This is a genomic window from Microbulbifer sp. MLAF003, assembly GCF_030012965.1.
In the GTDB taxonomy this organism is placed as follows: domain Bacteria; phylum Pseudomonadota; class Gammaproteobacteria; order Pseudomonadales; family Cellvibrionaceae; genus Microbulbifer; species Microbulbifer variabilis.
On record NZ_CP120232.1, the window covers coordinates 2,248,564 to 2,274,791 of the forward strand.

Annotated in this window: 29 protein-coding genes; 23 read left to right on the plus strand and 6 right to left on the minus strand. The window is 48.0% G+C overall.

Annotated elements, in window-relative coordinates; all coding sequences use genetic code 11:
• The 12 genes from gspF (at nt 1) to P3339_RS10975 (ending at nt 9,469) form a co-directional block, all read left to right on the plus strand.
• The gene (gene gspF / locus P3339_RS10920) at nt 1-1,218 is read left to right on the plus strand and encodes a type II secretion system inner membrane protein GspF (protein WP_020412896.1); all 1,218 of its coding nucleotides are present in this window, start codon (nt 1-3) and stop codon (nt 1,216-1,218) included.
• Between the two features lie 186 nt (nt 1,219-1,404).
• Nucleotides 1,405-1,833, plus strand: coding sequence for a type II secretion system major pseudopilin GspG (gene gspG / locus P3339_RS10925; RefSeq protein WP_020412895.1), 429 nt, complete (start codon nt 1,405-1,407; stop codon nt 1,831-1,833).
• 21 nt (nt 1,834-1,854) lie between these two features.
• Nucleotides 1,855-2,442 carry a type II secretion system minor pseudopilin GspH gene (gene gspH / locus P3339_RS10930; RefSeq protein ID WP_282953401.1) on the plus strand — a complete coding sequence of 196 codons (588 nt, stop codon included), beginning with the start codon at nt 1,855-1,857 and terminating at the stop codon, nt 2,440-2,442.
• Nucleotides 2,432-2,815 carry a type II secretion system minor pseudopilin GspI gene (gene gspI / locus P3339_RS10935; RefSeq protein WP_020412893.1) on the plus strand — a complete coding sequence of 128 codons (384 nt, stop codon included), beginning with the start codon at nt 2,432-2,434 and terminating at the stop codon, nt 2,813-2,815. The genes gspH and gspI overlap by 11 nt, the downstream gene beginning before the upstream one ends.
• Before the next feature lie 5 nt (nt 2,816-2,820).
• Entirely contained in the window at nt 2,821-4,545 is a 1,725-nt protein-coding gene (gene gspK / locus P3339_RS10940; RefSeq protein ID WP_282953402.1) for a type II secretion system minor pseudopilin GspK, read from the plus strand.
• A gap of 130 nt (nt 4,546-4,675) precedes the next feature.
• Nucleotides 4,676-5,449 carry a type II secretion system protein GspL gene (gspL, locus tag P3339_RS10945; RefSeq protein WP_282953403.1) on the plus strand — a complete coding sequence of 258 codons (774 nt, stop codon included), beginning with the start codon at nt 4,676-4,678 and terminating at the stop codon, nt 5,447-5,449.
• A 41-nt stretch (nt 5,450-5,490) separates the two neighbouring features.
• Complete coding sequence (locus P3339_RS10950) at nt 5,491-5,895, plus strand: GspL/Epsl periplasmic domain-containing protein (protein ID WP_282953580.1); 405 nt, start codon at nt 5,491-5,493, stop codon at nt 5,893-5,895.
• Between the two features lie 45 nt (nt 5,896-5,940).
• On the plus strand, nt 5,941-6,426 hold the full coding sequence (locus P3339_RS10955; protein WP_020412889.1) for a type II secretion system protein M: 486 nt from the start codon (nt 5,941-5,943) through the stop codon (nt 6,424-6,426).
• A gap of 204 nt (nt 6,427-6,630) precedes the next feature.
• Nucleotides 6,631-6,903 carry a hypothetical protein gene (locus tag P3339_RS10960; RefSeq protein WP_020412888.1) on the plus strand — a complete coding sequence of 91 codons (273 nt, stop codon included), beginning with the start codon at nt 6,631-6,633 and terminating at the stop codon, nt 6,901-6,903.
• Nucleotides 6,904-7,011: 108 nt separating this feature from the next.
• Nucleotides 7,012-7,215 (plus strand): DUF2788 domain-containing protein, encoded by a 204-nt coding sequence (locus tag P3339_RS10965; RefSeq protein ID WP_020412887.1) that lies wholly within the window; start codon nt 7,012-7,014, stop codon nt 7,213-7,215.
• A gap of 45 nt (nt 7,216-7,260) precedes the next feature.
• Entirely contained in the window at nt 7,261-9,063 is a 1,803-nt protein-coding gene (locus tag P3339_RS10970; protein ID WP_282953404.1) for a sensor histidine kinase, read from the plus strand.
• Nucleotides 9,035-9,469 carry a response regulator gene (locus tag P3339_RS10975; RefSeq protein ID WP_282953405.1) on the plus strand — a complete coding sequence of 145 codons (435 nt, stop codon included), beginning with the start codon at nt 9,035-9,037 and terminating at the stop codon, nt 9,467-9,469. Before P3339_RS10970 ends, P3339_RS10975 begins: the two co-directional genes overlap by 29 nt.
• 78 nt (nt 9,470-9,547) lie before the next feature.
• On the opposite strand, the gene P3339_RS10980 is transcribed toward P3339_RS10975, so the two are convergent.
• Complete coding sequence (locus tag P3339_RS10980) at nt 9,548-12,685, minus strand: TonB-dependent receptor (protein WP_282953406.1); 3,138 nt, start codon at nt 12,683-12,685, stop codon at nt 9,548-9,550.
• A 239-nt stretch (nt 12,686-12,924) separates the two neighbouring features.
• On the opposite strand from P3339_RS10980, the gene P3339_RS10985 reads away from it, so the two are divergent.
• Complete coding sequence (locus tag P3339_RS10985) at nt 12,925-13,752, plus strand: S1/P1 nuclease (RefSeq protein ID WP_282953407.1); 828 nt, start codon at nt 12,925-12,927, stop codon at nt 13,750-13,752.
• Between the two features lie 160 nt (nt 13,753-13,912).
• Nucleotides 13,913-14,311, plus strand: a complete 399-nt coding sequence (locus P3339_RS10990) for a hypothetical protein (protein ID WP_282953408.1) — start codon at nt 13,913-13,915, stop codon at nt 14,309-14,311.
• Nucleotides 14,312-14,325: 14 nt separating this feature from the next.
• Here the strand turns inward: P3339_RS10990 and P3339_RS10995 are convergent, their stop codons facing one another.
• Nucleotides 14,326-15,231: an aldo/keto reductase gene (locus tag P3339_RS10995; RefSeq protein ID WP_282953409.1), complete on the minus strand. Its 906-nt coding sequence runs from the start codon at nt 15,229-15,231 to the stop codon at nt 14,326-14,328.
• A gap of 241 nt (nt 15,232-15,472) precedes the next feature.
• On the opposite strand from P3339_RS10995, the gene P3339_RS11000 reads away from it, so the two are divergent.
• On the plus strand, nt 15,473-16,042 hold the full coding sequence (locus P3339_RS11000; protein WP_282953410.1) for a DJ-1 family glyoxalase III: 570 nt from the start codon (nt 15,473-15,475) through the stop codon (nt 16,040-16,042).
• A gap of 486 nt (nt 16,043-16,528) precedes the next feature.
• Here P3339_RS11000 and P3339_RS11005 read toward each other — a convergent pair whose 3' ends face one another.
• The gene (locus P3339_RS11005; RefSeq protein ID WP_282953411.1) at nt 16,529-16,942 is read right to left on the minus strand and encodes a hypothetical protein; all 414 of its coding nucleotides are present in this window, start codon (nt 16,940-16,942) and stop codon (nt 16,529-16,531) included.
• Between the two features lie 123 nt (nt 16,943-17,065).
• On the minus strand, nt 17,066-17,251 hold the full coding sequence (locus P3339_RS11010; protein WP_282953412.1) for a hypothetical protein: 186 nt from the start codon (nt 17,249-17,251) through the stop codon (nt 17,066-17,068).
• Nucleotides 17,252-17,967: 716 nt separating this feature from the next.
• Between P3339_RS11010 and P3339_RS11015 the strand changes: the two genes are divergently transcribed.
• The 8 genes from P3339_RS11015 (at nt 17,968) to P3339_RS11050 (ending at nt 24,239) form a co-directional block, all read left to right on the plus strand.
• The gene (locus tag P3339_RS11015) at nt 17,968-18,357 is read left to right on the plus strand and encodes a c-type cytochrome (protein ID WP_282953413.1); all 390 of its coding nucleotides are present in this window, start codon (nt 17,968-17,970) and stop codon (nt 18,355-18,357) included.
• Between the two features lie 6 nt (nt 18,358-18,363).
• Complete coding sequence (locus P3339_RS11020; protein WP_282953414.1) at nt 18,364-19,656, plus strand: D-arabinono-1,4-lactone oxidase; 1,293 nt, start codon at nt 18,364-18,366, stop codon at nt 19,654-19,656.
• 25 nt (nt 19,657-19,681) lie between these two features.
• The gene (locus tag P3339_RS11025) at nt 19,682-19,753 is read left to right on the plus strand and encodes a hypothetical protein (RefSeq protein WP_282953581.1); all 72 of its coding nucleotides are present in this window, start codon (nt 19,682-19,684) and stop codon (nt 19,751-19,753) included.
• Nucleotides 19,754-19,851: 98 nt separating this feature from the next.
• Nucleotides 19,852-20,952 (plus strand): alanine racemase, encoded by a 1,101-nt coding sequence (locus P3339_RS11030; RefSeq protein ID WP_282953415.1) that lies wholly within the window; start codon nt 19,852-19,854, stop codon nt 20,950-20,952.
• A gap of 62 nt (nt 20,953-21,014) precedes the next feature.
• Entirely contained in the window at nt 21,015-21,140 is a 126-nt protein-coding gene (locus P3339_RS11035; protein ID WP_282953416.1) for a hypothetical protein, read from the plus strand.
• Between the two features lie 89 nt (nt 21,141-21,229).
• Nucleotides 21,230-21,655: a hypothetical protein gene (locus P3339_RS11040; RefSeq protein ID WP_282953417.1), complete on the plus strand. Its 426-nt coding sequence runs from the start codon at nt 21,230-21,232 to the stop codon at nt 21,653-21,655.
• 447 nt (nt 21,656-22,102) lie between these two features.
• A complete protein-coding gene (locus P3339_RS11045) occupies nt 22,103-22,621 on the plus strand; it encodes a DUF6962 family protein (RefSeq protein ID WP_502867331.1) in 519 nt (172 codons plus the stop codon).
• Between the two features lie 214 nt (nt 22,622-22,835).
• The gene (locus P3339_RS11050; protein WP_282953419.1) at nt 22,836-24,239 is read left to right on the plus strand and encodes an FAD-binding oxidoreductase; all 1,404 of its coding nucleotides are present in this window, start codon (nt 22,836-22,838) and stop codon (nt 24,237-24,239) included.
• 118 nt (nt 24,240-24,357) lie between these two features.
• Here the strand turns inward: P3339_RS11050 and P3339_RS11055 are convergent, their stop codons facing one another.
• Both P3339_RS11055 and P3339_RS11060 read right to left on the minus strand, forming a co-directional pair.
• Complete coding sequence (locus P3339_RS11055; RefSeq protein ID WP_282953420.1) at nt 24,358-25,074, minus strand: LytR/AlgR family response regulator transcription factor; 717 nt, start codon at nt 25,072-25,074, stop codon at nt 24,358-24,360.
• A 15-nt stretch (nt 25,075-25,089) separates the two neighbouring features.
• Entirely contained in the window at nt 25,090-26,184 is a 1,095-nt protein-coding gene (locus P3339_RS11060; protein ID WP_282953421.1) for a sensor histidine kinase, read from the minus strand.
• Nucleotides 26,185-26,228: the final 44 nt, after the last annotated feature.

The following is a 26,228-nucleotide window of genomic DNA, read 5'->3' on the forward strand; positions in this document are numbered from 1 at the left end:
GTGGCAGCTTTTGAGTATACAGCCCTTGCGGCATCCGGTCGGAAGAGCAAGGGAACCCTTGAGGCGGATAGTGCCCGTTCCGCGCGCCAACAATTGCGTGCCAAGGGGATGGTACCCCTGGATGTGGCTCCTGCTACTGAGCAATCTGAAAAGAGTGCCGGTGGACTTATGTCTGGTAGCCCAGGCCTCAGCATTAAAAATTTGGCGCTGCTAACACGTCAGATTGCCACTTTGCTGCGTGCCGGTATTCCCCTTGAGGAGACGCTCGGGGCAATCGCCAATCAAACTCGTAACCAAAAAATTCGCAGGGTTGTTCTGGCGGTTCGAGGCAAGATCCTTGAGGGGCATAGTTTTGCTCTCGCCCTGGCGAGCTTCCCACGCGCTTTTCCAAAGCTCTACCGCGCCACGGTAGAGGCTGGTGAACACTCTGGCCATCTCGATGCAGTTCTGGAGCGCCTCGGTGACTACACGGAAGGCCAGCAGCAGTTTCGGCAAAAAGTTCAGCTGGCACTGATCTACCCAGCGGTGCTGGTGTTTATTTGTGTCTTGGTGGTGACCGGCCTGATGGTGTATGTGGTACCCGATGTGATCGAGGTATTTACTGGTACCGGCCAGGAATTGCCAGTACCTACCAGAATCCTGGTTACCCTGAGTGACTTCATCTCTGCCTGGGGCTGGTTGGTGCCCCCGGTATTAGGCGCCATCATCATAGGCATAGTCTTTCTGCTCAAGCGCCCGGCAATACGTTACCGTTTCCACCATCGCTTACTGGATTTACCGGTAATAGGGTGGATGGTACGTGGTGCCCAGAGCGCTCGCTACGTGGGAACCCTGGCCATCTTAACGGGGAGTAGCGTACCGCTGGTACAGGCCATGGGCATTGCCGGCGGAGTAATGAGCAATGATTTTCTGAAAGATAGATTGGAAGGCGCGCAGAAATCTGTGCGCGAGGGTGGTAGCCTGCACAGAGCGCTGGAAGATATCGGGTATTTCCCACCAATGATGGTTTACATGATTGCCAGTGGTGAATCCTCCGGTACCCTCGATGAGATGCTGCAAAGGGCGGCAGAGTCCCAGGAGCAGGATTTACAGGGTGCGGTTACCGCTTTTGTGAGTTTGTTCGAGCCCCTGATGTTGCTGGTAATGGCCGCTATCGTACTATTTATCGTGATGGCTATTATGATGCCGATTATGGGCATGAACGAACTGGCCATGTAAGGCTCAAAGAGAAGCCTTAGGGGCAGTGTCTCCTGTTAATCCTGATTCTGTCAGGGTTTCTCTGATACCTGCTGACTCGGGTGAAGGGGGATGCCTTCCTTGAAGTGAGTCAATATTTTAGAGTGGGGTCACGAAGGATATTGTGGCCCTTGGGGTTCCCAGCTTACGGCTGAACTTGGAGAAAAAATGCAAAACCTAAGCAAAAATCGCGGCTTCACTCTGATTGAGGTCATGGTAGTGATCGTAATCCTCGGTGTCCTTGGCGCCATGGTCGTGCCCAGTGTACTCGGCAAGACTGGTGAGGCGCGTATGAAAGCAGCTCGCGTTGATCTGCGAGCAATCGAGACAGCGCTTGATATGTACCGTATGGATAACTTCGTTTATCCCAGCTCTGATCAGGGCTTGCAGGCACTGGTTTCCCGTCCGTCAGGTTTCCCGGAGGCCAAGAACTGGACTGAGCCTTACCTGAAGAAATCGCCGAAAGATCCTTGGGGTAATGAATACCAGTACATCAGCCCCGGCAGCTCTGGTCCCTTCGACCTGTTCTCCCTGGGTGCCGATGGCAAACCGGGTGGTGAAGGTGAGTACGCTGATATTTTTGCCGCTGACCTGTAAATCCGGTTCAAGCGACAACTGATGTACAGCCGGAAAGATCAACTGAAATTCACGCGTAACCGGGGCTTTACCCTGGTGGAGATCCTGGTGGTGATTGTGATCATCGCCTCTCTTGCCGGGATGGCGGTTATGTCTTTGGGTAGCTCCGGCGTGCGCGTATGGGAAGGTGAGGTTAGGCGTCTCTCCGCTTTGCTACAGTTGATCTCAGATCGCGCCTTGATCGATAAGAGCCACTATGGCGTGGTTTTGGAACCGGAATCCTACACTGTGGTGCGCTTTAATCCCGCCACCATGACCTGGCAGGCGCCGGATGCTGCTGCCGGTAAGCGCAGCCAGCGCTTCGCGCTTCACGAGCTCCCTCCCAATGTACGCCTTGAGGTGATTGCCGGGGCAGAACTTCCATCGACAGAGTCTACCGAGTTTGCCGAGGAGGAGAGTTCGGATGAGGAAAGCGCGAAGCCACATTTTGTCGCCTTGTCCAGTGGTGAGGTCCTGCCTGTGGAACTGGTGATGTACCTGGTTGATGAGGGTGACTTCGCTCGTGGCGCGACAATTACTTACAACAGCCTCTACGGTTTACAGCTGGAATGGCAGGCTGATGAATTTTAGTGCGCAACGATTTTCTGCCCAGCGGGGATTTACCTTGGTGGAGGTCCTGGTTGCATTAGTGATATTTGGGGTAATCGCAGCCAGTGTGTTGCAGGCCATGCAGCGCAGTGTGCGCCAGCAACGCATTATGGAAGAGCGGCTCGCTGCCAACTGGGTGGCACAACAAATACTTTCCCAAGTGCGATTGCAAACACCCTGGCCACCCGTCGGTGAGCAAAAGGAGGAGGTGACCTTTGCTGAGCGGGAATGGGAAGTGACCGCAAGAGTTGAAGCAACCAGTGAAGAGCGCCTTCGCCATATCACCATCGAAGTGGGCTATCCCGATGCTGAGAACCCGACTCTGACACTGGATGCCTGGGCGGCACAGGAGTAGCTGCAATGATGATCCGCCAACTAAAAGCGCAGTCTGGTTTCACCCTGGTCGAAGTAATGGTTGTGCTGGTATTGGTAGCTATTATCAGCGTCGGCTCCTTCTCCCTGCTGGATATTTTTAGAAGTACAGACCATGTAGTTGAGCAGCGTGCGGAGGAATTACGCCGCTTTTCTATGGCTTTATACCGCCTGGAAGATGATCTTCGCCAGCTGACGGCAAGGCCGATCAAGAATGCCTACAGTGGCTATGAGCCAGCACTGCGCGGGGATGAAGATGAATTCGAGTTTACCCGACTGGGCGCGGCCAATCTGACTGCTGAGCCCAGAGGGGAACTGCAGCGCCTTGGGTACAGCATTGGCTACCCGGAATCCGACGAGCGCGATTCTTTCAGCACTACAGAGGAGGAAGATCCAGGCGCGCTACTGCTGCGAAGCCGCTGGCAGGTGCTGGATCGGGGGCCGGATTCCGAGCCTATTGTTGAGCCCCTGATGATGGGGGTTGAGAGCCTTACCCTGCGCTATTTCGACCCAGAGAGCGAAGCGTGGGTTTCGCAATGGCCCCCGGCTTCCAATGACAATAACCCACCTAATGGCGCAGACCCCCGCTTACCTAAGGCCATTGAGTTTGTCTTACTCACCAGGCAGTACGGTGAGATTCGCCGGGTTTTTCCTTTCTCCACCGTAGAGCCCCTGGTTCTCAACCTGGTGGGGGCGATTAATCATGTGCGAAGAGAGGCGACTGTGAAGATCCTTGGTGGCCAGCGAGGTGTTGCACTTATTACTGTCTTGTTGGTGATGGTGATTGCTATTGCCTTGGTCTCTCATGCGATCGTTCGAGATCAAATATCCATTAATCGCAGTGGCGCATTGCTTGCCAATACCCAGCTGGCCGAGTTTGTTGAGGGGGCCGAAGCCTGGAGCCGAGTGGCACTGCTGAAAGACTTTGAAGAGGATAAGGAAGCCGAGGAAGCAGCGGACCACGCTCTGGAGGTCTGGGCTTCTCCAGCGTTGCAATTCAATCCCGATAACGGAAAAATTCGTATTAATATCAAAGACTTAAATTCATGTTTTAATGTCAATAATCTTGTTGATAGGTCGGCTAATGACCAGTTTGATATTTTTCGTAGATTGGTGAGTAATGTCACTGGTAAACCGGAGTTGGCGGTGATTATTGCCGATTGGGTGGATGACGACGATACACCGCGCTCGTCCGCAACCGAGGATGACGGCTATCTCGGTAGGGATATCTCACACCGTACTCCGGATACCTCGATCAGTGATGTTTCTGAATTGTCTTCAGTACAGGGAATAGAAGCCGAGGATTGGCAAAAACTTGCTCCTTTTCTCTGTGCATTGCCGGAAACCGGATCCAAGATCAATATCAATTTTGCCTCCCAAGAACTGGTAGAGGCGATTGACCCTTCAGCAAGTATTTCGAAACTGGAACAGCTTCGTGAATCGGGAGAGGTCTTTAGTAACTCTGGGGACTTATCCTCAATCAATATCACCAAGACAGATTCGTTTGTATTCCATAGCCAGCACTTTCTGGCGCGTATCGCTGTCCAATTGGGAGATGGCGAAGACCACCGCCAGTACTGGGAGACTGTGCTCCGGCTTGAGGAAGGCGGAGAAGTAACGGTGAAAGTAGTGCAGCGCCAACGCCGGACATTTTCCGGTGCAATGATGCAGGAGCTACTCGACTATGACGGCACGGCAGAAGAACGAGAGTAGGTAGTCAATAAGATCGTATGTTTAAAAAGAAAAGCCTGAATGAAATAGGCATGCCTGCGGATCCACCAAAGCCATCGCTGGTAATGCTGAGACTCACTGAAAATGCGGATAGAAAGCTCACACTCCATCAGTGGCAGGGGGTGCCTGGCAGCCTGCTGCATTAGATGATGAATTTATTGCGGCTTTTACCCCTGAATTTGAAACTTCAGAGTTCTCTCAGGAAACTGCTCCCTTGAGCTTTGCCGATGGGGCCAAGGCCTTGTTGTTATTACCTGGCAACTGGGTGTGGAGCGGTGTGGAAACTATTCCCAAAGCTGCACGACGGCAGGCCAATGCCATTGGCTATATGGTGGAAGAGCATCTGGCGGAGGACGTTGAAGATTTGCATTTTGTCTGTACGCCACAGAATGGTGATCTCTGCAGTGTCTATGCCATAGCCAAAGATAAAATGGAAGCGCTGCACAGCCAGGTTGAGCGCTTGCAGTGGCCGCTGGTGGCTGCGGTTGCTGAATATCAGCTACTTGGTCTGCTCGAGGGCGATCTTGCTCTATGGCTAGATGGAGAACAGGCGCATATCTGGCAAGACAGTGGGCAGGGGCTTTCAATTCGCCGTGAATACCTGCAGCCGATGCTCAGTTCCTTACTGGGGGAAAGCGAAACCTTAGAAGAATCTGAGCAAGTAGAGGATGAAGCTGAGGAGAAAAGCCTGCTGCTCTTGGGAGCGCAAGAGAGTGATAACCTGATTGTAGGCGAACTGGAGACGCTATTTGGTGATCGTCTACAGCGCAACCAGCGAGCCCCGGAAGAGGTTTTTCTGGAGCGCTTTAAAGCTGGCAAGCTCAGTAGTTTATTGAGCGGCGACTACCAGCTTTCAGGGGAGAAGTTGAAGGAGCCTGGTGGCTGAAACCAGCAAAAGTTGCCACTTTTTGTTTTGCCGCCCAACTGCTGTTCTTTGTGGGGGCAGGGGCTTATTTTCAGTGGCAGGCTGGGAAGGCCGAAGAGCAGGCGCGCACCATGTTTACTGAATTGTTTCCCAATACCCGACCCTCTGCGCAAATGCGCCGTCAGTTGGATGGTTTTCTTAAGAGTGCGGGCAGTCAAGGCGGCGCCTTTACCACACAGATGCAACAGCTGAGTAAGGTGTGGACAGAGCAACGGGGTAAGGAACTCAAGTTGCAATCCCTGCGTTTTGATGGCCAGCGGGGTGAAATGGTGTTGCAGTTACAGGCCTCTAACCTGGCGGATCTTGATACATTTGTTAGTAAGTTGTCTGGTAACGGCTTAAAAGCTGACTTACTCGGGGCCAATGAACTGAAGAAAGGTGTATCCGGACGGGTGCGCGTGCGCTGATAGTGACATATTGATGTGCAGAATAAGATTGGTAGTTATTGAAGCATGAAAGAACAAATTGAACAGTGGAAACAGAAGTGGCAGGCACTGTCTTCCAGTGACCAGCGCGCTCTCGCTCTTCTCGCTGTTTTTGCTGGGGGCCTGTTTATAGTCTATGGCCTCTACAGTCCTGCCAAGGGCTTTTTTGAGGAGTCTCGCAGTCGCGCTGAAGAAGCCCAGGAGCTAGTGCAATGGATGGAGTCCCAGCGTCCGGTACTTGCCCGGATCAAGCCTAATAGTTCCGCTGGCAATGCGTCGGGCACTCTTTTGCAAAGGGTGACCACTGCGGCAAAGAACAACCGGATTACCATTAAGCGCTTTGAGCCGGAGGGGGAGAATCGTATCCGCCTCTGGATTGAGGAGGTGCGTTACCAGGATCTGCAGCCATGGCTCAACCAGCTGATGAAAGAGAAGCTATCGGTGCGTACTATCAATCTGGATGCGCTCGCTGAGCAAGGTATGGTCTCCGCTCGCCTGACAATAGAAGGGTAATCCTATCTGCTCCCGCTTAAGCCGCCAGTGATCACTGTCGGTTTTTAGCGGGAAGACTTTCCCAGCATACCTCTGTAATGAATACCTTTTGGGTAGGGCGCTCTGCTCCTCATCCCAGATTTTCGGCCCACAAGCATATAGATTTAGCCGGAATAGCCGCTAAAGGCCCTATACTGAAGTGTGAAAGAGGAAATAGGTGCCACTATGCTTTTTAAAGATGTAACTACCAAGCATTTGGTTGAGGTGGCTGACGTTGTCACGCTTTCAAATCCCTATGAGTTAACTGTGGTTGGCCGCTATCTCTGGGGTGAGGAGATCCAGGATCCAGAGGTTTTCGACAAAACTGACCTGTGCTTTCTGTCTGGTGAGCCGCTGCCTCGTTGCTGGCACGATAGTCGTTATCGTGAGAAGGAGGTGCGCCGTTTGCGCTGTGGCACTCACGCCCAGGAGGATGGTGACTACTATCAAGGGGCGTGAATAGTTAGTCATGTCCGGGGGAGCGCTGGCTGACCGTATTCTGGCAAGCCTTATCAGTAGTCACTAAGCACTGTACAATGCGCGCCAATTTTTTAAGTGAAGATCCGCATGACTTTTGAGCAGTTTGAAGAGTATTCCCTGTGGTTGGGAATCGGCGCACTTATCATGTTTATGGTGTTTATCGTCTGGAACCTCGCTAAGGATTCCAAGGCGGGGAGGTTCGGAACCTTTATCCTGTTTTTGGCACTGGGTCTCGGATTGCTTGGATTTATTATAAAAACAGTACTGGTTGAAGTGCTTGGGATAGGGTAGGGACTTTTATGTCACTATATACCCAATCTCCCAGGGAAGGTCGCAATGCCACTATTTGATCGCCCTGAACTGAAGGTTCAGAAAGACCGACGTATTTGTCGCGCCACTGATATGCGTATCGCTAAATACAGCCGGCGCGGTATGCTGCTCTCCCTCTGTGCCTTCCTGATTGCCGCCACAATCGGGGATATGCGCCTGGAAGCACCGCGCCTTTTACTGATCCTGGGTGGGGGCTTGGTGATACTCACCCTGATCAGGGGCTACTACGTATTCCGCTTCGACTCCCTTTACAGCGCGGGACCGAACCGCTGGCGAAACCATTATTTCTTCGTCTCTATTCTCGGCTCCATTTGGTGGGGTTTGACACTGTTTTACTTTGTCTACCTGATGGGCTTTGCGCCTGAAACGCACTTTCTGTGGATCTACTCGGTTATATTCTGCTCAAGTGTGACTACGGTATTTTCTCCATATCATCGTTTTCTCACCTGGTTTACTGCCACTTCTCTACTGCCAGCGGCTCTGATGGCTCTGTTCTCGGGAATGGTCCTCGGCACAATTTACGGCACCCTGACCCTTGCTTTTATTTGGCTTACTGCACACCAGGGGCGGCGCGAATCAGAAAATTACTGGGAGCGACTGTCGGCCATGCAGGAGCTACAGCAGCGTGCCAGCAGTCTGGCTGCCGCGCGCAAGCACTCAGAAGCTGCGGTGGAATTGACTAACGAGTTTATCGTTAATATCGGTCAGGAGTTTCGCAGCCAGCTATCAGATGCTCTTGGCGCAATGGCATTATTGGAAGCGGAGCCTCTCAGCGACCGCCAGCGGGAGTGGGTTGAGCTTGCCAAAACCGCCAATAGTCAGCAGCTCAAGCTGGTGGATAATGTTGGGTTATTCACTCGAGTGGCGCGAAAGGATATCCGCCTGCGCCAGGGACCTTTTAATCTGGTCAAAACCATCGAGAAATCTTTTAAGTTTGCCGCCCGCTCCGCCCACGGCCAGGATTTGGAGTTCAATTTCCAGATTGATGACAATCTGCCAGTAATGGTTACCGGGGATAACCGCAAGACGGCCCAGCTAATTCGTAATTTGGTAGATTCAGCAACAGGTATTGCCCAGCGCGGTGAGTTATGGGGGGAAGTTAGCTTTACGCCAATCACGACAGTGGAAGGCCAGTTGAATATTACCCTGATGGATGACGGGCGTGGTGAGATTCTCCCTGATGAAAGCGAATTGTTCGGTGCTTTCTCACGAATGGACACCACTCAGGTTACGACCGGCCTGGGTTTATCGATTGCCAAAGGGCTGGCAGAAGCGATGGGAGGCTACCTGCAATTGCACTCGACTCCCGATGGCAATCGCTATCAAGTGGTAATCAAATTCGATATGGAGCCGAACCAGCGCACTTACCTGACCCCGGATCGCCGTCTGCAGGATAGCGAAGTATTGCTGATTCACCAGAAGGGCCTGTTTATTTCCGGGCTGGTGCAGGTATTACGCTCGTTTGGTATGGATGTGAAATCCCTGCGTTGGTGTGAAGGTTGCGAGTGCGAGGTACAGAAGCTGCTTAAGCTGGCTTTGGAGCGCAATCAGCTGGTAATCCTGGTGCCGGCGATGGGAGATGACACGCTCTTTAACTCGTTAACGCCGTATATGTACAAGGCACACACTGAAGGCAAGGAGTGTCCGGTGATCTGCCTGGGTGGGTTTGGCCAGAAGTCCTCCTTTGCCCAGCTACAGCACGCAGTACCTGCTGCTCAGTACCTCGGCCGTCCAGTGACTCGCAAAGAGTTACATGACGTAATTGTCGAGCGCATATTTGGTGGAATTAAAAAACTACACGCAGAGTAGTAACTGGGGGGCTGATCAGCCACGTCAATATTCACTGTTATTGGTAGAGGAGTCCCGTCCACACCAGTGGGTGACAGAGGAAATGCTGCAGGCCTTAGGCTATCAGGTGGATGTTGCAGGCAATGGGGATGAGGCCCTTATTCGCCTCTCCGAAGGCCACTATGACCTGGTGTTGGTAGATTGCCAGCAAAATACTGACCACAGCGCGGAAATTATTGAGATGTTGCGCCGCTGGGAAACTGAACACCGGCCCGACGATCGATTGCCAATTGTTGCTCTGACCAGTACTACTGAAGAGCAGTTTGAAGGGCGCTGCTTAGCCGCCGGAATGGACGACTACCTGACAAAGCCTTTAAGTAAAGATTTACTGAGAGAAACCTTAGCCCGTTGGCTTGGGAGTGCGTAAGTCTAAAAAAACCAGCTGCGGTTTGTTAAGCAGGCTGGAAGTAAAAAAGCCGCGGCAACTGCCGCGGCTTTTTTATGATTAGAATTCGTAGCGAATTCCCATGCGTGCACTCCACAGCGAGGCGTCGGCGACTCGGGTTTGGCCAGCAGGATCATTGAATTCATTGAAAACAAAACGCCCCTGATCATCTATGCTGGCATCAACGGCAGCTTGGAAGCGGGGGAAGGCACCTTCGTACATTACTCCCCAATCATCGTTCAGTAAGTTGCCCAGGTTCTCGATAACAAAGAAAGCATTGAGTCGGTCGTCAGCGCGCCAGCCCGGCAACTCCTGGTCAATACGCAGATCGAACTTAGTCCACCAATCGCTGCTGAGGGAGTTGCGCTCCATAGTACCGCTGTCCAGGTCTTCAGAGTCGACCCAGGCGAAGAATGCCTCTGTATCGAAGTCATCCCCAAAGACAACATTCGCATCGCCCATGCCTGTTGGAACGTAGAGTAGCCCACGGCCCCTTCCGCCATCACCGAAGATACGGTCAGAGAAAGTATAGGAATAGGGCACACCTTCGTTAGCGCTACCGAAGAGGGTCAAGCGAGTCTCATACCCAGAGAAAAACTCCTGGGCGTAATCCAGCTTCAAAGTGAATCGGTGCGGAACTACATAGTTTGAAGTAGCCGTACCCGGGTCCTGGGCATCTACCGTGGCGATGGTGGTGTAGTTTGAGTAGGCTACAGAGCTGGTCATGGGGTTTACGTCTTCAGCATCGGTATAGGCGTAACCCACTGCTACATTCAGGCCGAAATCGAAAGATTTACTGAGTCCTAATGAGAAGACGCTGGAGTAGCCAGAATCGCCGTCAACATTGGTGAGCATATAGTCGCCCCTGCGACCATTGGTGTTAGCGTAAACCGCACGGCCATCGACGGTACTACTCACCTGCTCCAGTGACAGGTCCCGAATAATGGCTGCATCCTTATAATCACTATAGAGGTAATCGGCAGAGAGCAAATAGCCAGATTCAAACTCATAGCTACCGCCAATTGCATATTTCCAAACCGATGGAACTTCAAAATCCGGATCCATCATATTCACACCACCTAAAGTGCCATCTCCACTGGCTACCTGATCATATAGGGACTGTGGTACATCAAAAATTGGGGCGCCGTTGCCAGCCCAGTCCATATCAAATAATGGCGTGCCGCTGCCATCACTCGCTTCAATTTGTATAACGCCATTGTTGGAGTAATTATTGGAAATCCATACATTCGGATTGCCGCCAGAGTAAAGGCCAATTCCACCATGTAGCTCCAGGTTATCATCAACATTCCAGCTCAAGCCCAGTCGGGGTTGCAGAAGGTCGAGGCCGTCCATGGTGTGTTGGTTGGAGAAGCCATAGGCTGCTGCGAAATCTGTATTAGCGACAGGTCTGTCGTCACTACTGTAGCGATCGTAGCGCAGGCCGGCTACAATTGTGAGGTCAGCGTCAGCAAAAGTGTATTCATCCTGCACATAGAGAGTGTCGATGCTGTAAGCAAATTCAGCTGCGGCATCCAAGATATTATTGGTACCCGTGGCATTCTCGTAGATGATCAAGTCGGCAACGCCCTGCTCAAAATTTTCAATGCTACTGAAGCGATATTCACCAGCGGCCTCCTGGATGAACAGGTTGTAAATATCGAAGTTTTCGTGCTCGTAGCCAGCTGTAAGGTTGTGTTCACCTAAAAGGAGCTTGCCGGCGAGCTTAAAGGTCAAGTTGTCATAGCTCAGTATATTTGCGTGGCGGGAATCATCAGCACCCAGATAAACGGTTGCATCTGTATCACTGCCATCGTTGTCATGGTCATAGGAGGTGCTGATCTGTACTTCACCAAAATCGGTACCTCCCAGGGAATTTTGGCGGTTATCCAGTTCGGAATAACCGATCTTCATTTCAGTAGAGAAGATATCGCTCCAGTCTGAGAAGAGCTGTACTACATAGGCGTTCAGCTCTGCGCCGCGCTCATAGTAGTGATTGGACAGCTCCAGCTCATCTGGATCTCCATCGGCCTCAGCGATAGAAAAGCCATCGTTGTAGTTGTAAGTAAATGCTGCGCGATGGTTTTCAGAGATGTTCCAGTCGAACTTAACCAGCAGCTTCTCGTCCTCCTCTGGAAGGCTGCTGGGCAGACCACCTGGGTTGTAGCCGTAGACTTCGTTGGATATACGCACAATTTCATCCAGTTGGGCTTGGGATACGCCCTGGACTTCAGTTGCGGCACTGCTTCCAGCGGGCCCCCGGTCAAAAGTAGCTACGCCTTCAAGCTTCTCATAAGCAGCAAAGAAGAACAGTTTGTCCTCAATAATGGCGCCACCTAGAGTAGCGTTGTAACGCTTCTCATCAAACTCGGCTACGTTAATGTCCTCACCTTCCAGGGAGTCCCCACGAAAGCCATCATCGGTGTAGTCATAGAAAAAGGAACCGTGCCATTCATTAGTGCCAGACTTGGTCACAGCATTAATGTTACAAGCGCTGAAGCCTCCGTACTGTACATCAAACGGTGCGAGCTCTACGGCCACCTGGTCGATAGCGTCATAGGAGAAGGGCATGCGCTCGGTTGGGTAGCCATTACTGTTCAAGCCGAAATTGTCATTCATACGCACGCCGTCAACAGTCAGGCTGTTGAAGCGTGGGTTGGCACCGGCGCATTGGACTGAATCTGCGTTGGCCTCATCTATATAAACACGAGGGTCTAGGCGCAGCAGGTCCTTGATGTCACGACCGCCAGCAGGCGCACTTTTCAGGTCGTCGCTGTTGAAGTGGGAAGAGGGACCTACTGCAAGCCGTGAACTGCTCAAAGCTTGGCCAAGCACGCTCACCTCCTCAAGGTTGGATGAACCCAGGGTTAGCATTAGCGGCAGGGTATCGCCTACCGATAAGTAAATGTCCTCGAGTACCCGTTTGCCTTGACCGGATTCAACGGTCACCGTGTAAGGGCCGCCAACACGCAGACCACTCAAATTAAACTGACCGGACTCCCCCACTTGCGCTACACGACGGCTGTTAGACGGAGTATGAATCACCGTTACTTTCGCATCGCTTATTACTTCGCCACCGCTGCCAGTAATAGAGCCGCGAATAGCTGCGGCTGTTTCCTGTGCATGGGAAACATGTGAAGTGCCAATCGCGGAGATAATTGCAGCGGATAGGCACATGCGCCGGAAAATGGAGGGTTTCATAACTAAGTCCTGGTCTTAAAAAAGAGCCAACAAAGTGGCTTTGAGAGTACTGGTTGTAATCGGCTCCCGAGACACTTTCCCCAGGTCCCGGCCAGTGAGCTTTTTAGCGGGTGATATTTAAGGACTGGTTAACGATTTGTTGCAGTTCTGTAACGATTACGGAAGAGGTTGGCTATAGATGCCAAGTTGTCACAAACTCTCATTAAAGTTGGCGACAAAATACTGCAATGGAAAAATCAATGAACGGGCTGGTTAATGTCTTTCGAGTAGCGCTACTCCTGCTCAGTACTCTCGGGCTGAATAATAAGGCTGTTGCCTGGGGGGATGATGGGCACCGGGTAGTGGGTGAGATTGCCTGGCACTACCTGGAGCCTCAGGTGGCTGGTGAAGTTCAGCTGCTTTTGCAAAGAGCAAATGAGCCGGACTTGGCTGAGTCAGCAACTTGGGCGGATCGTATCCGCTCTAATGAACAATACGACTGGGCCGCTCCAATGCACTACATTAATTTGTCCAAAGAGTGGACCAGTTATGTTGAGGCCAGGGATTGCCCGCCTGCGGGCTGCATCCTCAAGGCAATCAAGCAGTTCTCGCAGATTTTAAATGATAGAAACAGAAAACCAGAGGAGCGTGCAGAAGCCTTAATGTTTATCGCTCATTTTGTCGGCGATCTGCATCAGCCACTCCATACAGGCCTGTATTCAGATAAAGGTGGCAATGATGTCCAAGTCCGGTTTTTAGGTATTGACACCAATTTACATGCCCTATGGGACATACATTTAGTATCCAGGATAGTTTCCGATTGGCACAGTTATGCAAAAGAGCAAACAGAAAAGATAAACGCAGCCCAGCGCCACTTGTGGCAATCCACAACAGAGGCCCAGTGGGCTCGGGAATCCCACCAGTTAGCCCACAAACTCGCTTATACGAGTGAATACGAATTAGGAGAAAAGTACTTCCTGCGTTGCCAGGAATCTGTGGAAATGCGCCTGCAACAAGGTGGAGTGCGTTTGGCCGCAGTGTTGAATAAAGCCCTTGGTGAGAGAGGTATTAACATCGCAGACAATTAATGCTTGAAATGTTGTAAAGCTTGGCTATCAGCACTTCCCATTGCCTTAGTTTTGATCGTGAACTGATTGTTCCTGTTTGATTATGCTAATAATCTAGTAATACAGCTCCCCTGCAATTGTCAGCTGGGGAGCTGGCCAAGCACAACAAGGTGGAGTTAAAGTGATTATGAAAACTCAGGCGAGAAACCTGGCCCGAATAGTCGGGGTACTTGTTATTTTAACTTCGATCGTGCACTGGAAGTCTTTTTTCATAAGCATCAGTATGTTCGGAACATCACCCGGCGTGGCCAGTTTGGGGTTACTGCTGCTGGCACTCGCTATCTTTAGCGCTGTGGGCCTACTGGCATACAAGGGGTGGGGTTTCCTTGTCTTTTATTGCTTTGCCCTGCTTGCAACCATAGGTTTTTCGATACCCCTAATACCATTTGTCGCAAGTTGGTTTCCGTTGGCAGTCCGGCCATGGGTGATGATCGCGATCAACATTTTCATTCTCATCGCAATACTTGCCGCACACTCAGAGTGGCGTAAGTCTCGTGCTGCAGGAGAAGGGGATAGTTAGGCGCCCCTTTTTAACTAGGGGACATTATGTCCCTTGGATGCAACCCATATCCGATACCACTGTTCCCGGGATAATTCGAGTTTTAGTGAATCCACAGCAGCTTTCAAGCGATCTATTTTTCCTGAGCCGATAATAACCAATGGATTGGCTGGCAGTTGTCTAACCCAGGCGTAAATCACCTGGTCGAGACTTTTGGCACCAATTTCTTCCTTGAGTAATTCAAGTTCACTAAGCACTCTTTGAGCCTGTATATCACCTCCACTGAGTAATCGTCCCCCTGCGAGACAGGACCAAGCCATAGGGCGTATCCGGTGCATTTGCAATTGATCCAGGGTGCCATCATGGGCCACGGAAAAGTTAAGCGGATTTATTTCAACCTGATTGGTTACTAATGGCACTTCCAGCCGTGACTGCAGCAAGGCAAACTGGCTCGGTGAAAAGTTGGATACTCCGAAATGCAGGACCTTGCCAGCTTTTCGGAGCTCGGTAAAAGTTTCTGCAACTTCTTCAGCTTTCATCAAGACATCCGGCCGGTGGAGCAGAAGAACATCAAGGTAGTCTGTCCCCAGTAGGGAAAGGGAGTTATCAACGGACTCTATTATGTGTGTAGAGCTGGTATCGTAGTGGTTAACCTTTCGAAGGGGGAATTTGGCTGAGCACAACTTGATATTGCACTTGGTCACTATTTGAATCTGCCCTCGCATACCCGGCTGCAGTTTTAATGTTTCGCCAAAGAGTTGCTCACATTCATAGTCACCATAGATGTTGGCGTGATCTATGGTAGTAATTCCCAAGTCTACGTGTTGTTCAAGAAAGCTAAGGCGTTGCTGGGGTTTCATTTCCCAGTCAGCCAATCTCCAATAACCCTGAACCAGTTCGGAGAGGTATGGGCCCTGGGGGCGTGTGATACTTTCAGCCATCAGCATTCCTGTCAAAGTTCAAAAATCTTGATTATGCCTGAACTATGCATGCTTAACAGGAATCCAGAGCGGCATTAAGCCAGTAGTGTCACCAGGGCACAATTTCCCATCGGTAGAGTAGGCCACTGCGTACATCTGGAGAACCGGGAGTAGCCTTATGGTCAAGAGTTGGTTCAAGTGTGTGGATTGTAAACGTTAGGTCTATAAATACTTAAGCCCTGTATTTATGGGAGCTGTAACTGTGTCAAAAATACTGATTCCTATCGCTGATGGTAACGAAGATATCGAGGCTATTGCCATCTACGACATTTTGAGCCGAACTGACGCGAAACTGACTTTGGCATCAATTATGCCGAGTAGGCGTGTAACCACCCTGCGTGACCTTGTCATTGAGGCACCCAGAAGTCTAGAGGAATGCCTGGATACTACTTGGGATTTAATTGCGCTACCGGGAGGCAAGGAGGGGGCGGAGCATATGCATGACTCGGAGCCTCTAATGAGGCTAATCCAAAAGCAAATTGAGTCTGGGCGCTGGTTAGGAGCAATCTGTACCGCTCCTGTAATCGTACTTGGTAGACATGGCCTAATAACTGATTTCAAAGCAACTTGTTATAGGACTTTCCGTCGTGAACTCAGTCAATATGTGAGGGAGACTAGCGACCAACGAGTGGTGGTTGATCGAAATCTAATCACTAGTCAATCTCCAGGTACTGCGATAGAGTTTGCTTTTCAACTAGTCACCTGCTTGTTTGGGGAGGAGCAATCAAAATCGATTGCTCAAACTGTGAATGTTTATCTACCGCCGGAATAACTGCATCGATTTTAGTTTGTGCACATAGCTTTTTATTGAGATGGTATATTCGCATCTCATGATTACTTGCTGCCATACGCTATTTTTATGCGGTCTTCACTAAAAAAGCTAAAAGGGCTGTGGGGACAACTGGTTTCAATGTGCTGAAAAGGGATATCCAGGCTTTGCAATTCTCGCAGAAAGCTAGTGGTGTAATTTGCAGGTGCATCCATGGTACCTGTAAAGAATACTAAATCCATAGGCATTTCTTCGCGTTTTTTAGACCACTGGCTTACCTGGAACCAGGGGAGTGACTGTTGAAGTTAGTTTCAGAGACAAACATTTGCTCGACGATGCTGGGGCGGGTGCTCTTAAGGGTGCTCCGGCTGTGGATGGCGCCATCCCAGGAGATTATCTTAGAGAAATACTCAGGAAATTTGAAACCAATTTTCGTTGCCCCAAATCCTCCCATTGAAAACCCCTGAAGGACTCTGTGTTCCCGTCCCTTTATGCTGAGACTAATTGGTTGGTTTGCTTTAAGTTAGTTTTTGATTTTCGGAAAGTATGAATAACAACCTGAGAGAGAGAAAATAATACAAAGGTCAGTATCAGCCCTCGTATCATAATAGGATCGTATTGCTCCTGGAAAAGAGAGAGAACACGAGTTAGCCCATTAAAGAGGAAATAAAGTGAGGCTGGTACAAGAATTATCCAATCCCGGCGGAAAGTTCCTATTGCCGTAACCACAGCTAACATAAGTAGAGGAGCACCGAGTGTGCGCACATTAGTCAGGCCATAGTCTGAGACGGCATTAAACCCACTGGCTTCGCTAATTGAGCTGGGAAAAAATATACAGGCTATAGCTGCAGAGGTGAAGATAAAAACAAAAATTGTAGAAATTATTTGTGCAAAGCGTATCACGGTGCTTCCTTTATAGTATGTAAACGAAAAACGGCTTGGTCTGCTATGTCTGTTATTTTCCTTAAGTATAAATATTGAGTTCCTTCATGTTTCTTGTGCAGTGTTGGTGCGGGCCACGTGTTCTTACTGTACAAATAGCGTATCTAAAAAATGACGGATACTTGGCTGGCTGATTTGGCTTTCGCCGCTCACAATAAGAGAACATAAATAATGCTCAGTAATTTTTTGCCATGGCCAAAAACCTTGGCGAAGACTTTTTGAATTCGCTTTGTTAGTGCGTTCTATATCGATGGACCCCAAGATTTTCATGGCTGTCTTCTGTACTGTAGAGCCCCATTAAAACCATAAGGTTGATATATGTCAACTAAAATCTTAAGGGCCTTCTTATCGTTTTCGTTTGTTGTGACAAACAAGGTGTTTGGGATAACTATGGATGTGTAGTCAGCAGAGTGTAGTCTTGCCACATATTGCTGTTTGCGTTCAAAGCCTAGCTTGACCAAAAGGTCAATTTTGAGGTAGTTGCTAGGTGGTTTCTATCTTTTTGTATAGGTAGGTGGTTCTAGAGGCAGGTTCCTATCAGTGGATTCAAAATAGTTAAAAGCTTATTTATGTAGGCTATAAATGAATGGTTGCTTTCCCGGTATTTTAATTTTGGTATGGTTATAATTTTGCACAGGAATTTATTTCAATAATAATTATTTTGCTTGGCTTTCAGGAACTTCACTAAAAACCGTGAGGTTATGGCAACTTAAGTATCCAGTACTTCTGACCTCTTGAAAGGGCACAAACACGTGAGGTATCGATTGGGGTTTGATAAGTTGCGAGAGTAATGATATCTAGCGGTAAAAGTTTCTTTAATTGGTACGCAACAAAATTGGGCTAACGCCCCCTTATCAGACCGGCCAGTTCCGCTAGTTGTTTTAGAGGTCAGTCTGTTTAACAATGGTGACAAAATTAAGTACACAAACCCTCTCAGATTTATATCTCTGAGTGATAATTAACAATAATGTAGTCGGTGTACATACATGGAATTGGTAAGCCTGCGCCGAAGCCTTGGGTTAGTCGGCATCTTTCTAATTTTGGCCCTCCTTACAAGTGGATGCTCTAAATCACCAGAGAGCACAGTTGCCAATCGTGCAGCTCTGGGTGAGCGCGCACTTTCCCTGACACCAGCTGATTCTGATCTTGCAGAAATATATATTCGGACCTGTCGTAGCTGTCATGGTACCGGCGCTAGTGCCGCGCCTTTAACCGGCGACTTGGATAACTGGAAGCCACGTATGGATAAGGGAATGGATATATTGGTAGATAATGCTATCAATGGTTTTCAGGGGATGCCCCCGCTAGGCCTTTGCTTTGAATGCTCACCAGAGCAGTTTGAGCAGTTGATCGCTTTTATGGCTACGGCGGAGTAGGGAAGTATGCATCAATCACGTCGCCGTTTCGTCACTACCCTGGCTGCCGGATCTGCAGCTTTTGCAGCATCCCCAATATCATCAATAGCGCGTACTTTAGTCCAGGCAGCTGATGCTGCTAAACCCCGTAAGATTCGCTGGCGAAACTGGTCGGGGTCCCAGGAGTGCATACCCGATAGGCGCCTGGCACCAAAAAATATTACTGAATTACAGGAAATAGTGGCGGAGGCTAGTGGTACTGTGCGTGCAGTGGGTGCTGGTCACTCTTTCACTGCGCTGGTGCCAACAGAAGATACGATAGTTTCTCTCGGTCGTATTAGCGGACTATCTGACCACAATGCCGAAAACTCCCAAGCCACGGTCTATGCGGGCACACGCATAGCAGATATTGGCCAGCCTCTGGAGGAGGTAGGGCAGGCCTTGATTAACCAGCCAGATATCGATGAGCAAACCCTTGGCGGATGCCTGGCAACCGCCACCCATGGCACCGGTGCGAATTTGGGTTGCATGTCCAGTAATGTTACTGGTCTGGAAATGGTAATGGCCGATGGTGATATCCTCTGGTGCGATGCAGAGAATAACCCGGAGGTGTTTTCTGCGGCCAAGGTTTCCCTGGGGTGCCTTGGCCTGGTGACCAAGGTGCGTATGCAAAATCAGCCCAGCTATCGCTTACGCAGTGAGTCCTGGGTGGCGCCTATGCAAGAGATTTTGGATCAAGCTGAATCGCTGGCGAACTCTAATCGAAACTTTGAGTTCTATTACATCCCTTTCTCCGGGATGTGCATGGCTGATTCTCATCAGCTCACAGAAGAGGATATCTTTTCCACTGAGCGTGAGGATACCAATGAAGCAGTGATGACTCTTAAGAGTGTAAGAGACTGGCTGGGCTGGTCCCCCAAGTTGCGCCGATTTGCCTTGCAGTCCGCCATGGAAGACATTGAAAAGGAAGTAGTAGTGGAGTCCTCCTGGCGTAACTATGCTAGCGAACGCAATGTCCGCTTTAATGAGATGGAATACCACCTGCCCAGGGAGGCAGGCTTAGCGGCATTTGCTGAGATTCAAAGCACTATTGAAGAAAACAACCTTAATGTTTTCTTTCCTATCGAGGTCCGCTTCGTTAAGCAGGATGATATCTGGCTGAGTCCTTTCTATCAGCAGGATTCTATTTCGATAGCCGTTCACCGTTACTTTGAAGAGGATCACCAGCCACTGTTCAAAGTGCTGGAGCCAATTATGCGTAAGTATGGGGGCAGGCCGCACTGGGGAAAGTTAAACACTTTGGAGGGGGGACTTCGCTAAGCTTTATCCACGCTGGCAGGACTTTATGAAAGTTCGCCAAGAATTGGACCCAAGCGGAAAGTTCCTGAATTCCTACTTAAAATCACTAATTGCTTGATGTTTTTTGACAACTCTTCTATTCGGGCAAAATGCTGATAAATTATTTTTATTAAATGATCTTGTAGCGATTGCCCTAAAGGCCAAAAGGAAAATATTTTGGATAGCAAGCGCCGAAAATTGTTGCTTGGGGGAGTGGTTCTGGGAGCTGCCGCAGCGGTACCCATGTTGCGGCCAAAAGCCTTGGGGCAGGGTGGGCATAGTGAGTATTTCGAATCAATTTCCAGAGCCCTGCACACAGCTGGCATGTCGAGTCCGACCATGGTGGTTGACCTCGATCGATTAAAGAACAATGCCGATACATTGTCGAGCCACCTTCAGGGGAATTATGATTTCCGTATTGTTGCAAAGTCATTGCCCGCACTTGGCTTACTGGAAACAGTAGCCAGGCGAACCGGTACACAGCGGATCATGGTATTTCACTTGCCATTCTTACGGCAGCTTGCTCAGGCCCAGCCATCGGCGGATATCCTGCTGGGTAAACCCTTACCGATAGCTGCTGCCAAGGATTTTTATGCGAAACCGACAGGCAACAGTTTTGATCCTAGTAAACAGTTGCAGTGGTTGATTGATAGCCCCCGCCGATTACAGCAGTATGCTGAGCTGGCCAATAGCCTTGGGCAATCACTGCGTATCAATATTGAACTGGACGTTGGCTTGCACAGGGGAGGGGTTTCTAGTGATCAAGCCCTTACTGAAATGCTCAATATTATCCAGAGAGAGCAGGGATTGGAGCTTGCGGGGTTTATGGGCTATGACGCCCATGCTGCCAAGATGCCGGGTTTACTGGGTGGCCCTGATAAGGCAATAGATCGGGGGCTCAATATCTACTCGCAGAGATTGGAGCAAGCAAAACGGCAGCTAGGTGCTGTATTTCCATCGGAACTCACGTTAAATGGCGCGGGGAGTCCGACTTACCAGCTGTACCAGTCCAGGAGAAATACTGCTCCCTGCACCGAGCTTGCGGCTGGCTCTTGTCTGGTCAAGCCAACGGATTTTGATATTCCCACACTATCGGATCATATCCCTGCAGCGTTTATTGCGAGCCCAGTGCTCAAAAGGTTACCTCATACCCAGATACCGGGAATAGAAAACCTTACCGGTGCAATGCGTTGGTTGAACCCAAATCGTGCTCAGACCTTTTTTATTTCGGGGGTTACTGGAAAGCACTACCTGAGTCTCCTGCTGGATTATCAATAAACCCTATTTATGGCCGCTCTACAAATCAGGAAATGCTAAATGCCTCTGACAGGGTGACCTTAGTGGAAGATGACTGGGTTTTCCTGCGCCCAACTCAAAGTGAATCAGTATTTCTTCAGTTCGGTGATATTGCAGTATATGACAGGGGAGAGATAGTGGATCGCTGGCCTGTATTGAGTAACAGCTAAACCTTAATAATTGATTAGAATATATTTAGCTATGTGTAGATAGCTAATTTTTAGCAGATCTTTATAAAAATAATTATCGGAGAATTTACATGATATTTGTAATAGTTTTAGTATTAAATACCATCTGGTTTCTTATGGGGTTTAATGTTTTTTCATTACGAGGAAAGATCTTTGCCAAGCTGGTAGTGCCCAGGGAGCATAGGGATACCCCCGTCTTTGGTATCTTAGCTGAATCTGGAAAGTTTCTCGGTGGTTTCAACTTTTCCCTGGCCTTCCTCAATATTTTGTTGTTAATTAATCTCTCTACTTTTTCAGGTGATATTCAGAGGGCAGTACTGTTACTTGCTTTTGCAGTCACGCATGGCTCACAGTTTATTTATAACGTGCCTGTTGCTCTTCAAAATCGTAGTGGTGGAGGAGCCTGGCAGGTTAAAGGGGTAATGCGCTTTATTTTTATTGTTGACTTTCTAATGATGCTGCTAAACCTCTTTGTCGCGATTTGGTATTACTTATAACTTGTATATTTGAGTAAAGGAAGTTTTCTTGTTGGATGAGATTCTATTAACGGAGGAGTTGTAGTTCCTAATTCTGGTAAATATACGGTTGGTTAGATTATATAGAATAACTATGGGTCATGGATCAGGGATATGAGTGTGACACTATTAAACCGAGAGAAGCTACTGGATAGCTGTCGTAATTGATGCCAGTATGGCCAAAGTCATACCAGTATCAACCTATAATCTTGAATTGTGATATAGAGTCTTAGGATCACTAATCTTCCGTTCAATATATCATTAACTATGGGTATCAGTGGGCCCTGAAAAAGCAATGAAACTGAGTAGTCTGCAAACAGAGCTGACGTCGGCCGCAACGGACATTATATTGGCCCTGATCGCATTAGTGGCACTGATTTATTTGGTTCGATATAGCCCAAAGGGCGGTAGGAAGTATCTGGCCTGGAAATTTTTTTCTTTCTGACAATTGTTGTCACTGTATTGGCCGCAACAATTCATGGTTTAGAGTTGTCGGTGCAGCTAAGTCAGAGGCTCTGGAGAGTCTTATTTTTCTTTCTTGGTTTATTTCTAATAGCATTTACCACTGCAATTTGCTTTGATCTATTAGGCGAGAAGGCGACGCAAAAAGTTTTACCTTATATTCCGCTCATCGGGATTGCCTTCTATGTTGTTACTTTATTGTGGCCTGAAGGGTTTCTTGCTTACGTGATTTATCAATTCTCTATTACATTTATTATTATATTTGGATATGGCAGGTTAGCCTGGCTGAATAAGTTAAATGGAAGTTGGTATATGGCACTGGGTGGCTTGCTTTCATTAATTGCCATATATATTCAAACAAAAGATTCACTATATATTACGTTAATCTGGGATTTTGACCATAATGGGATTTATCATATGGTGCAAAGCGTAGCAGTTATTCTCTTCTTTTTAGGTATTAGAAGGGCACTCCTAAATAACCAGTAGGTTCTTAAAAGTATTGTATATAGTTGATTGCCTTATTTGAGCGAGCAGAGCTTTGGAAGAGATACCGTTTTGGTTGATATTGTCTCTATGTATAGCGGCCTATTGCTCAAGAGGTTAGGTGCTTCGTATGTTAACAGCTAAAGTTTCCTGTTGAAGTTGATCTCTGTATTATACGGCATAAGTAGCAGAGCCCATGAACGTCGTTGGAAATAGAATGAAGCAAACAGTAGGCCGCAGAGACTTTGTCAAAACCTTGGGAATGGGCATTCCTGCAGGGTACCTGCCAATTGGAACTGTATATGGGGATTACTCTAAAGATGATGTAGAGTTCCTCCAGCGAGATAGTGCTGTATTTGATCTCTATCGACGCCTATTTAACAAGCGAATCGATTTCCTTCCAAGAATTATTGCGTTATGCAAAAACGAGAAGGGTGTTCAGCAAGCGGTGCATTACGCAAATACACACAGCCTGGACATCAATATCAAAAGTGGAGGCCATAGTTTCGAGGGTTTTTCTTTAAATAATGATGGTTTGGTTATTGATGTTTCCCTTATGAGTGGGCTGGAGCTGAGAGCGGATAATAGGTTGATAGCGGGTCCTGGAGTTAGGCTTGTTCAATTATATAGCTATTGCCTACCAAAGGGACGCCTGCTGCCATCGGGCTCTTGTGCGACAGTAGGGCTTTCAGGTATCACGCTAGGTGGGGGTTATGGGCTGTTTGCGCGGGAGTTTGGGCTGACATGTGACCACTTGAAAGGCGTGCGCCTGATAGATGCCAAGGGTATCGCCGTAGATTCAGATGAGGTTCCAGAACTGCTTTGGGCTTGTCGTGGAGGTGGTAATGGTAATTTTGGCGTGATAACGGAAATGCGTTTTGATACGGTTTCCGCACCAACAACACTTTATCAGCACCGATTTAGGTCTTATAAGCTCTCGCCGAGAGCCGCAGCTGATTTGGCAAGATTTTGGTTTGACCAGTGTGAGTTATTACCAGACCACGCCTTTTCTGCCTTTGTCTTGAACCGCAATACATTGACAGTAATGCTAACATCGACAGATCATGATCGAGTAATGACAAGGATCTTGTCAAAATTTGACCAAAGAATGGATGAAAATGCCCAGTTAAAGCCGGATCCTCTGGAGGTGGGTATTCAGTATTACTATGGCCGTTCCAATGCTATGTATTTTAAGAATTTTAGTGCTGGTTATTATAGTGGCTTTAATGATATCAGTAGGTCTATAGAGGAAATTTTTACCCTCGTGGGTAAAACCCCCGGAGCGGTTTTTCAAATTAATACATTGGGGGGTGAGATAAGTCGTTTGCACCAAGAAAATGAGGGGGCCTATGTCCATAGGGACGCCAATTATTTGGGAGAAGCTCAGTGTTACTGGGAAAAACCTGCTGATGAAGTGCAAAGACTGGAGAGTATGGCTCACCTTCAAGAGTTGCTCCACAAAAGTGGTATAACTAAGCACTATGTGAATTATCCTGATATTAATATCAAGAATTATGAAAATGCCTACTATGGGGATTCCTATGACCGATTACAGCGTTTAAAAAGTGTACTTGATCCAGGTAATCGGTTTAACTATCCACAGAGTATTGAAAGAGCATAGGGCTATTTTACAAATTAAGAGTTCGAATACGGCAACATCACAGTAAAGTAAAAATTTAACTTTGATATTGCCATAACCTGAAACACCTGCTTCTAAAGTGGGATATGTTAAAAGTTGACTAAAAACTTAACATATCCCTTAAGCGGGTAGCGGGACGCCTGGCGACTTCTACTTCTTTCCCATCTGTCATGGTTACAAGTAGCCCGTTACTTATCCAGGGTTGAATATCCTTAATGAAGTTAAGATTGATAATTTGTTGTCGATTTACGCGGAAAAAGGTTTCCGGGTTTAGGCGCTGTTCAACTTTAACCAGTGACTTATAGATAAAAGCCTTATCATTATCAAAGAAGACCTGTGCATGATTGCCACAGTTTTCAAAGTATCTTATACGTCCAAGCTCAATAAGCCAGCAGCGCTCGCCGTCTTTAATAAAGATTTTATTGTTAGTGTTTAAATAGGTTTCCTGGCTGGAGCTGGCAGCTGGTAAGGTATCACTTACGGCCTTATTGATAGCGCGTTCTAACTTCTCCGGATGAATTGGTTTCAGCAGGTAATCCAGAGCGTTTACTTCGAAAGCCTGAATTGCATATTCGTCGTAGGCCGTTGTAAAAATGATATTAGGGATAGAGTCTAGTTTATCCAGGATATCAAAACCGCTTCCATCCGGTAAGTTGATATCCAGAAAAATCAAATCTGGCTGTTCCTTGGAAATAAGTGTAACGGCCTGCTCACAATCTTGGGCCTCTGCAACCAAATTAATATCTTTATAGGGCTTAAGTAATTCTCTCAATTCGTTACGTGCGAGTCGTGAGTCTTCAATGATAATGGCTTTCACTTCTTATACCGTCAATTAAAAAGCAGAAGAGGGTATGCTACATTGGGCAACAACTAGTAAACCTTGTTGTTGTAGATTAAAGGAGGCTCTATTTCCATATTGTAGAGATAGACGTTTTTTAATATTGATCAATCCAAGTCCGGTATTTTGGACTTTCCTTTCACCGGTTGTTGTTACTTCAGAGTTAAGGTTTTCTAAAGTTCCAGGATTCGTTACTGTGATCGATATATGGTCTTTCTCTTTGAAAATTTTAATCAATAGTTCACCTCCCATCCTGGATTTATCAATTCCATGGCGCACTGCATTCTCAGCAAGTAACTGTATTAAAAGTGGTGGTATTGACTCTTCCATTAAAGCCGGATCAACTTCCAGGTTGAAGCGTAGACGATCTTCATATTGTATTTTTAAGAGCTCAGCGTATTGGGATACAATTTCCAGCTCATCTCTTAAGGATACCGTTTTCTGTTTATGAGCCACTAACGTATAACGTAACAAGCCAGATAGGTTTGTTAGCATCTCTCTGGATTTCGCAGCGTCTTCTAGGATTAATGCGCGGATATTATTTAAGCCATTAAAAAGAAAGTGGGGGTTGAGCTGTCCCATTAGGGCACTCATTTTGACTTCATTGAGCTGCAGTTTGAGCTGTATAGCTTCCTGCTCAGCTTTGTGTAATCGATCCTTATTAACAGTTGTAATGTAAATAAAAGTCCAAGCGATCATAAGAAGGACAAGGAAAAGCCAGTTGTCAAGAACAGTTCCCCAGAAAGATGGCGGAACTGCGTATCCGGCATGGATGTAATATGCATATACAAAGCTAATGGCAATAAAGGCGCATATGAACCCAAGAGGGATTGAAGTGGTGAGGAAATATATCCACTGCTTACGCCAGCTTGTATTGATAAGATCGAAACGATATATGATTTCTCGGATGAATAAAGTGGATAAGCCAAGGCTTATTACTACAGTTGCTACTTGTATGGCATTTTTTTCAAAATTGTGCTGGGTAAGTAATCCAAGTGAAAAAGTATTCACCAAAGCGAATATTAACCAGCCACCAAAGTGGTAGGTCAAAAATTTTGCTGTTGGAGTAGGGGACTTGAGAAATTGCATAAAATTTTACATATTGGCAATGCGGCTCCTTAAGCAGGAGCCGC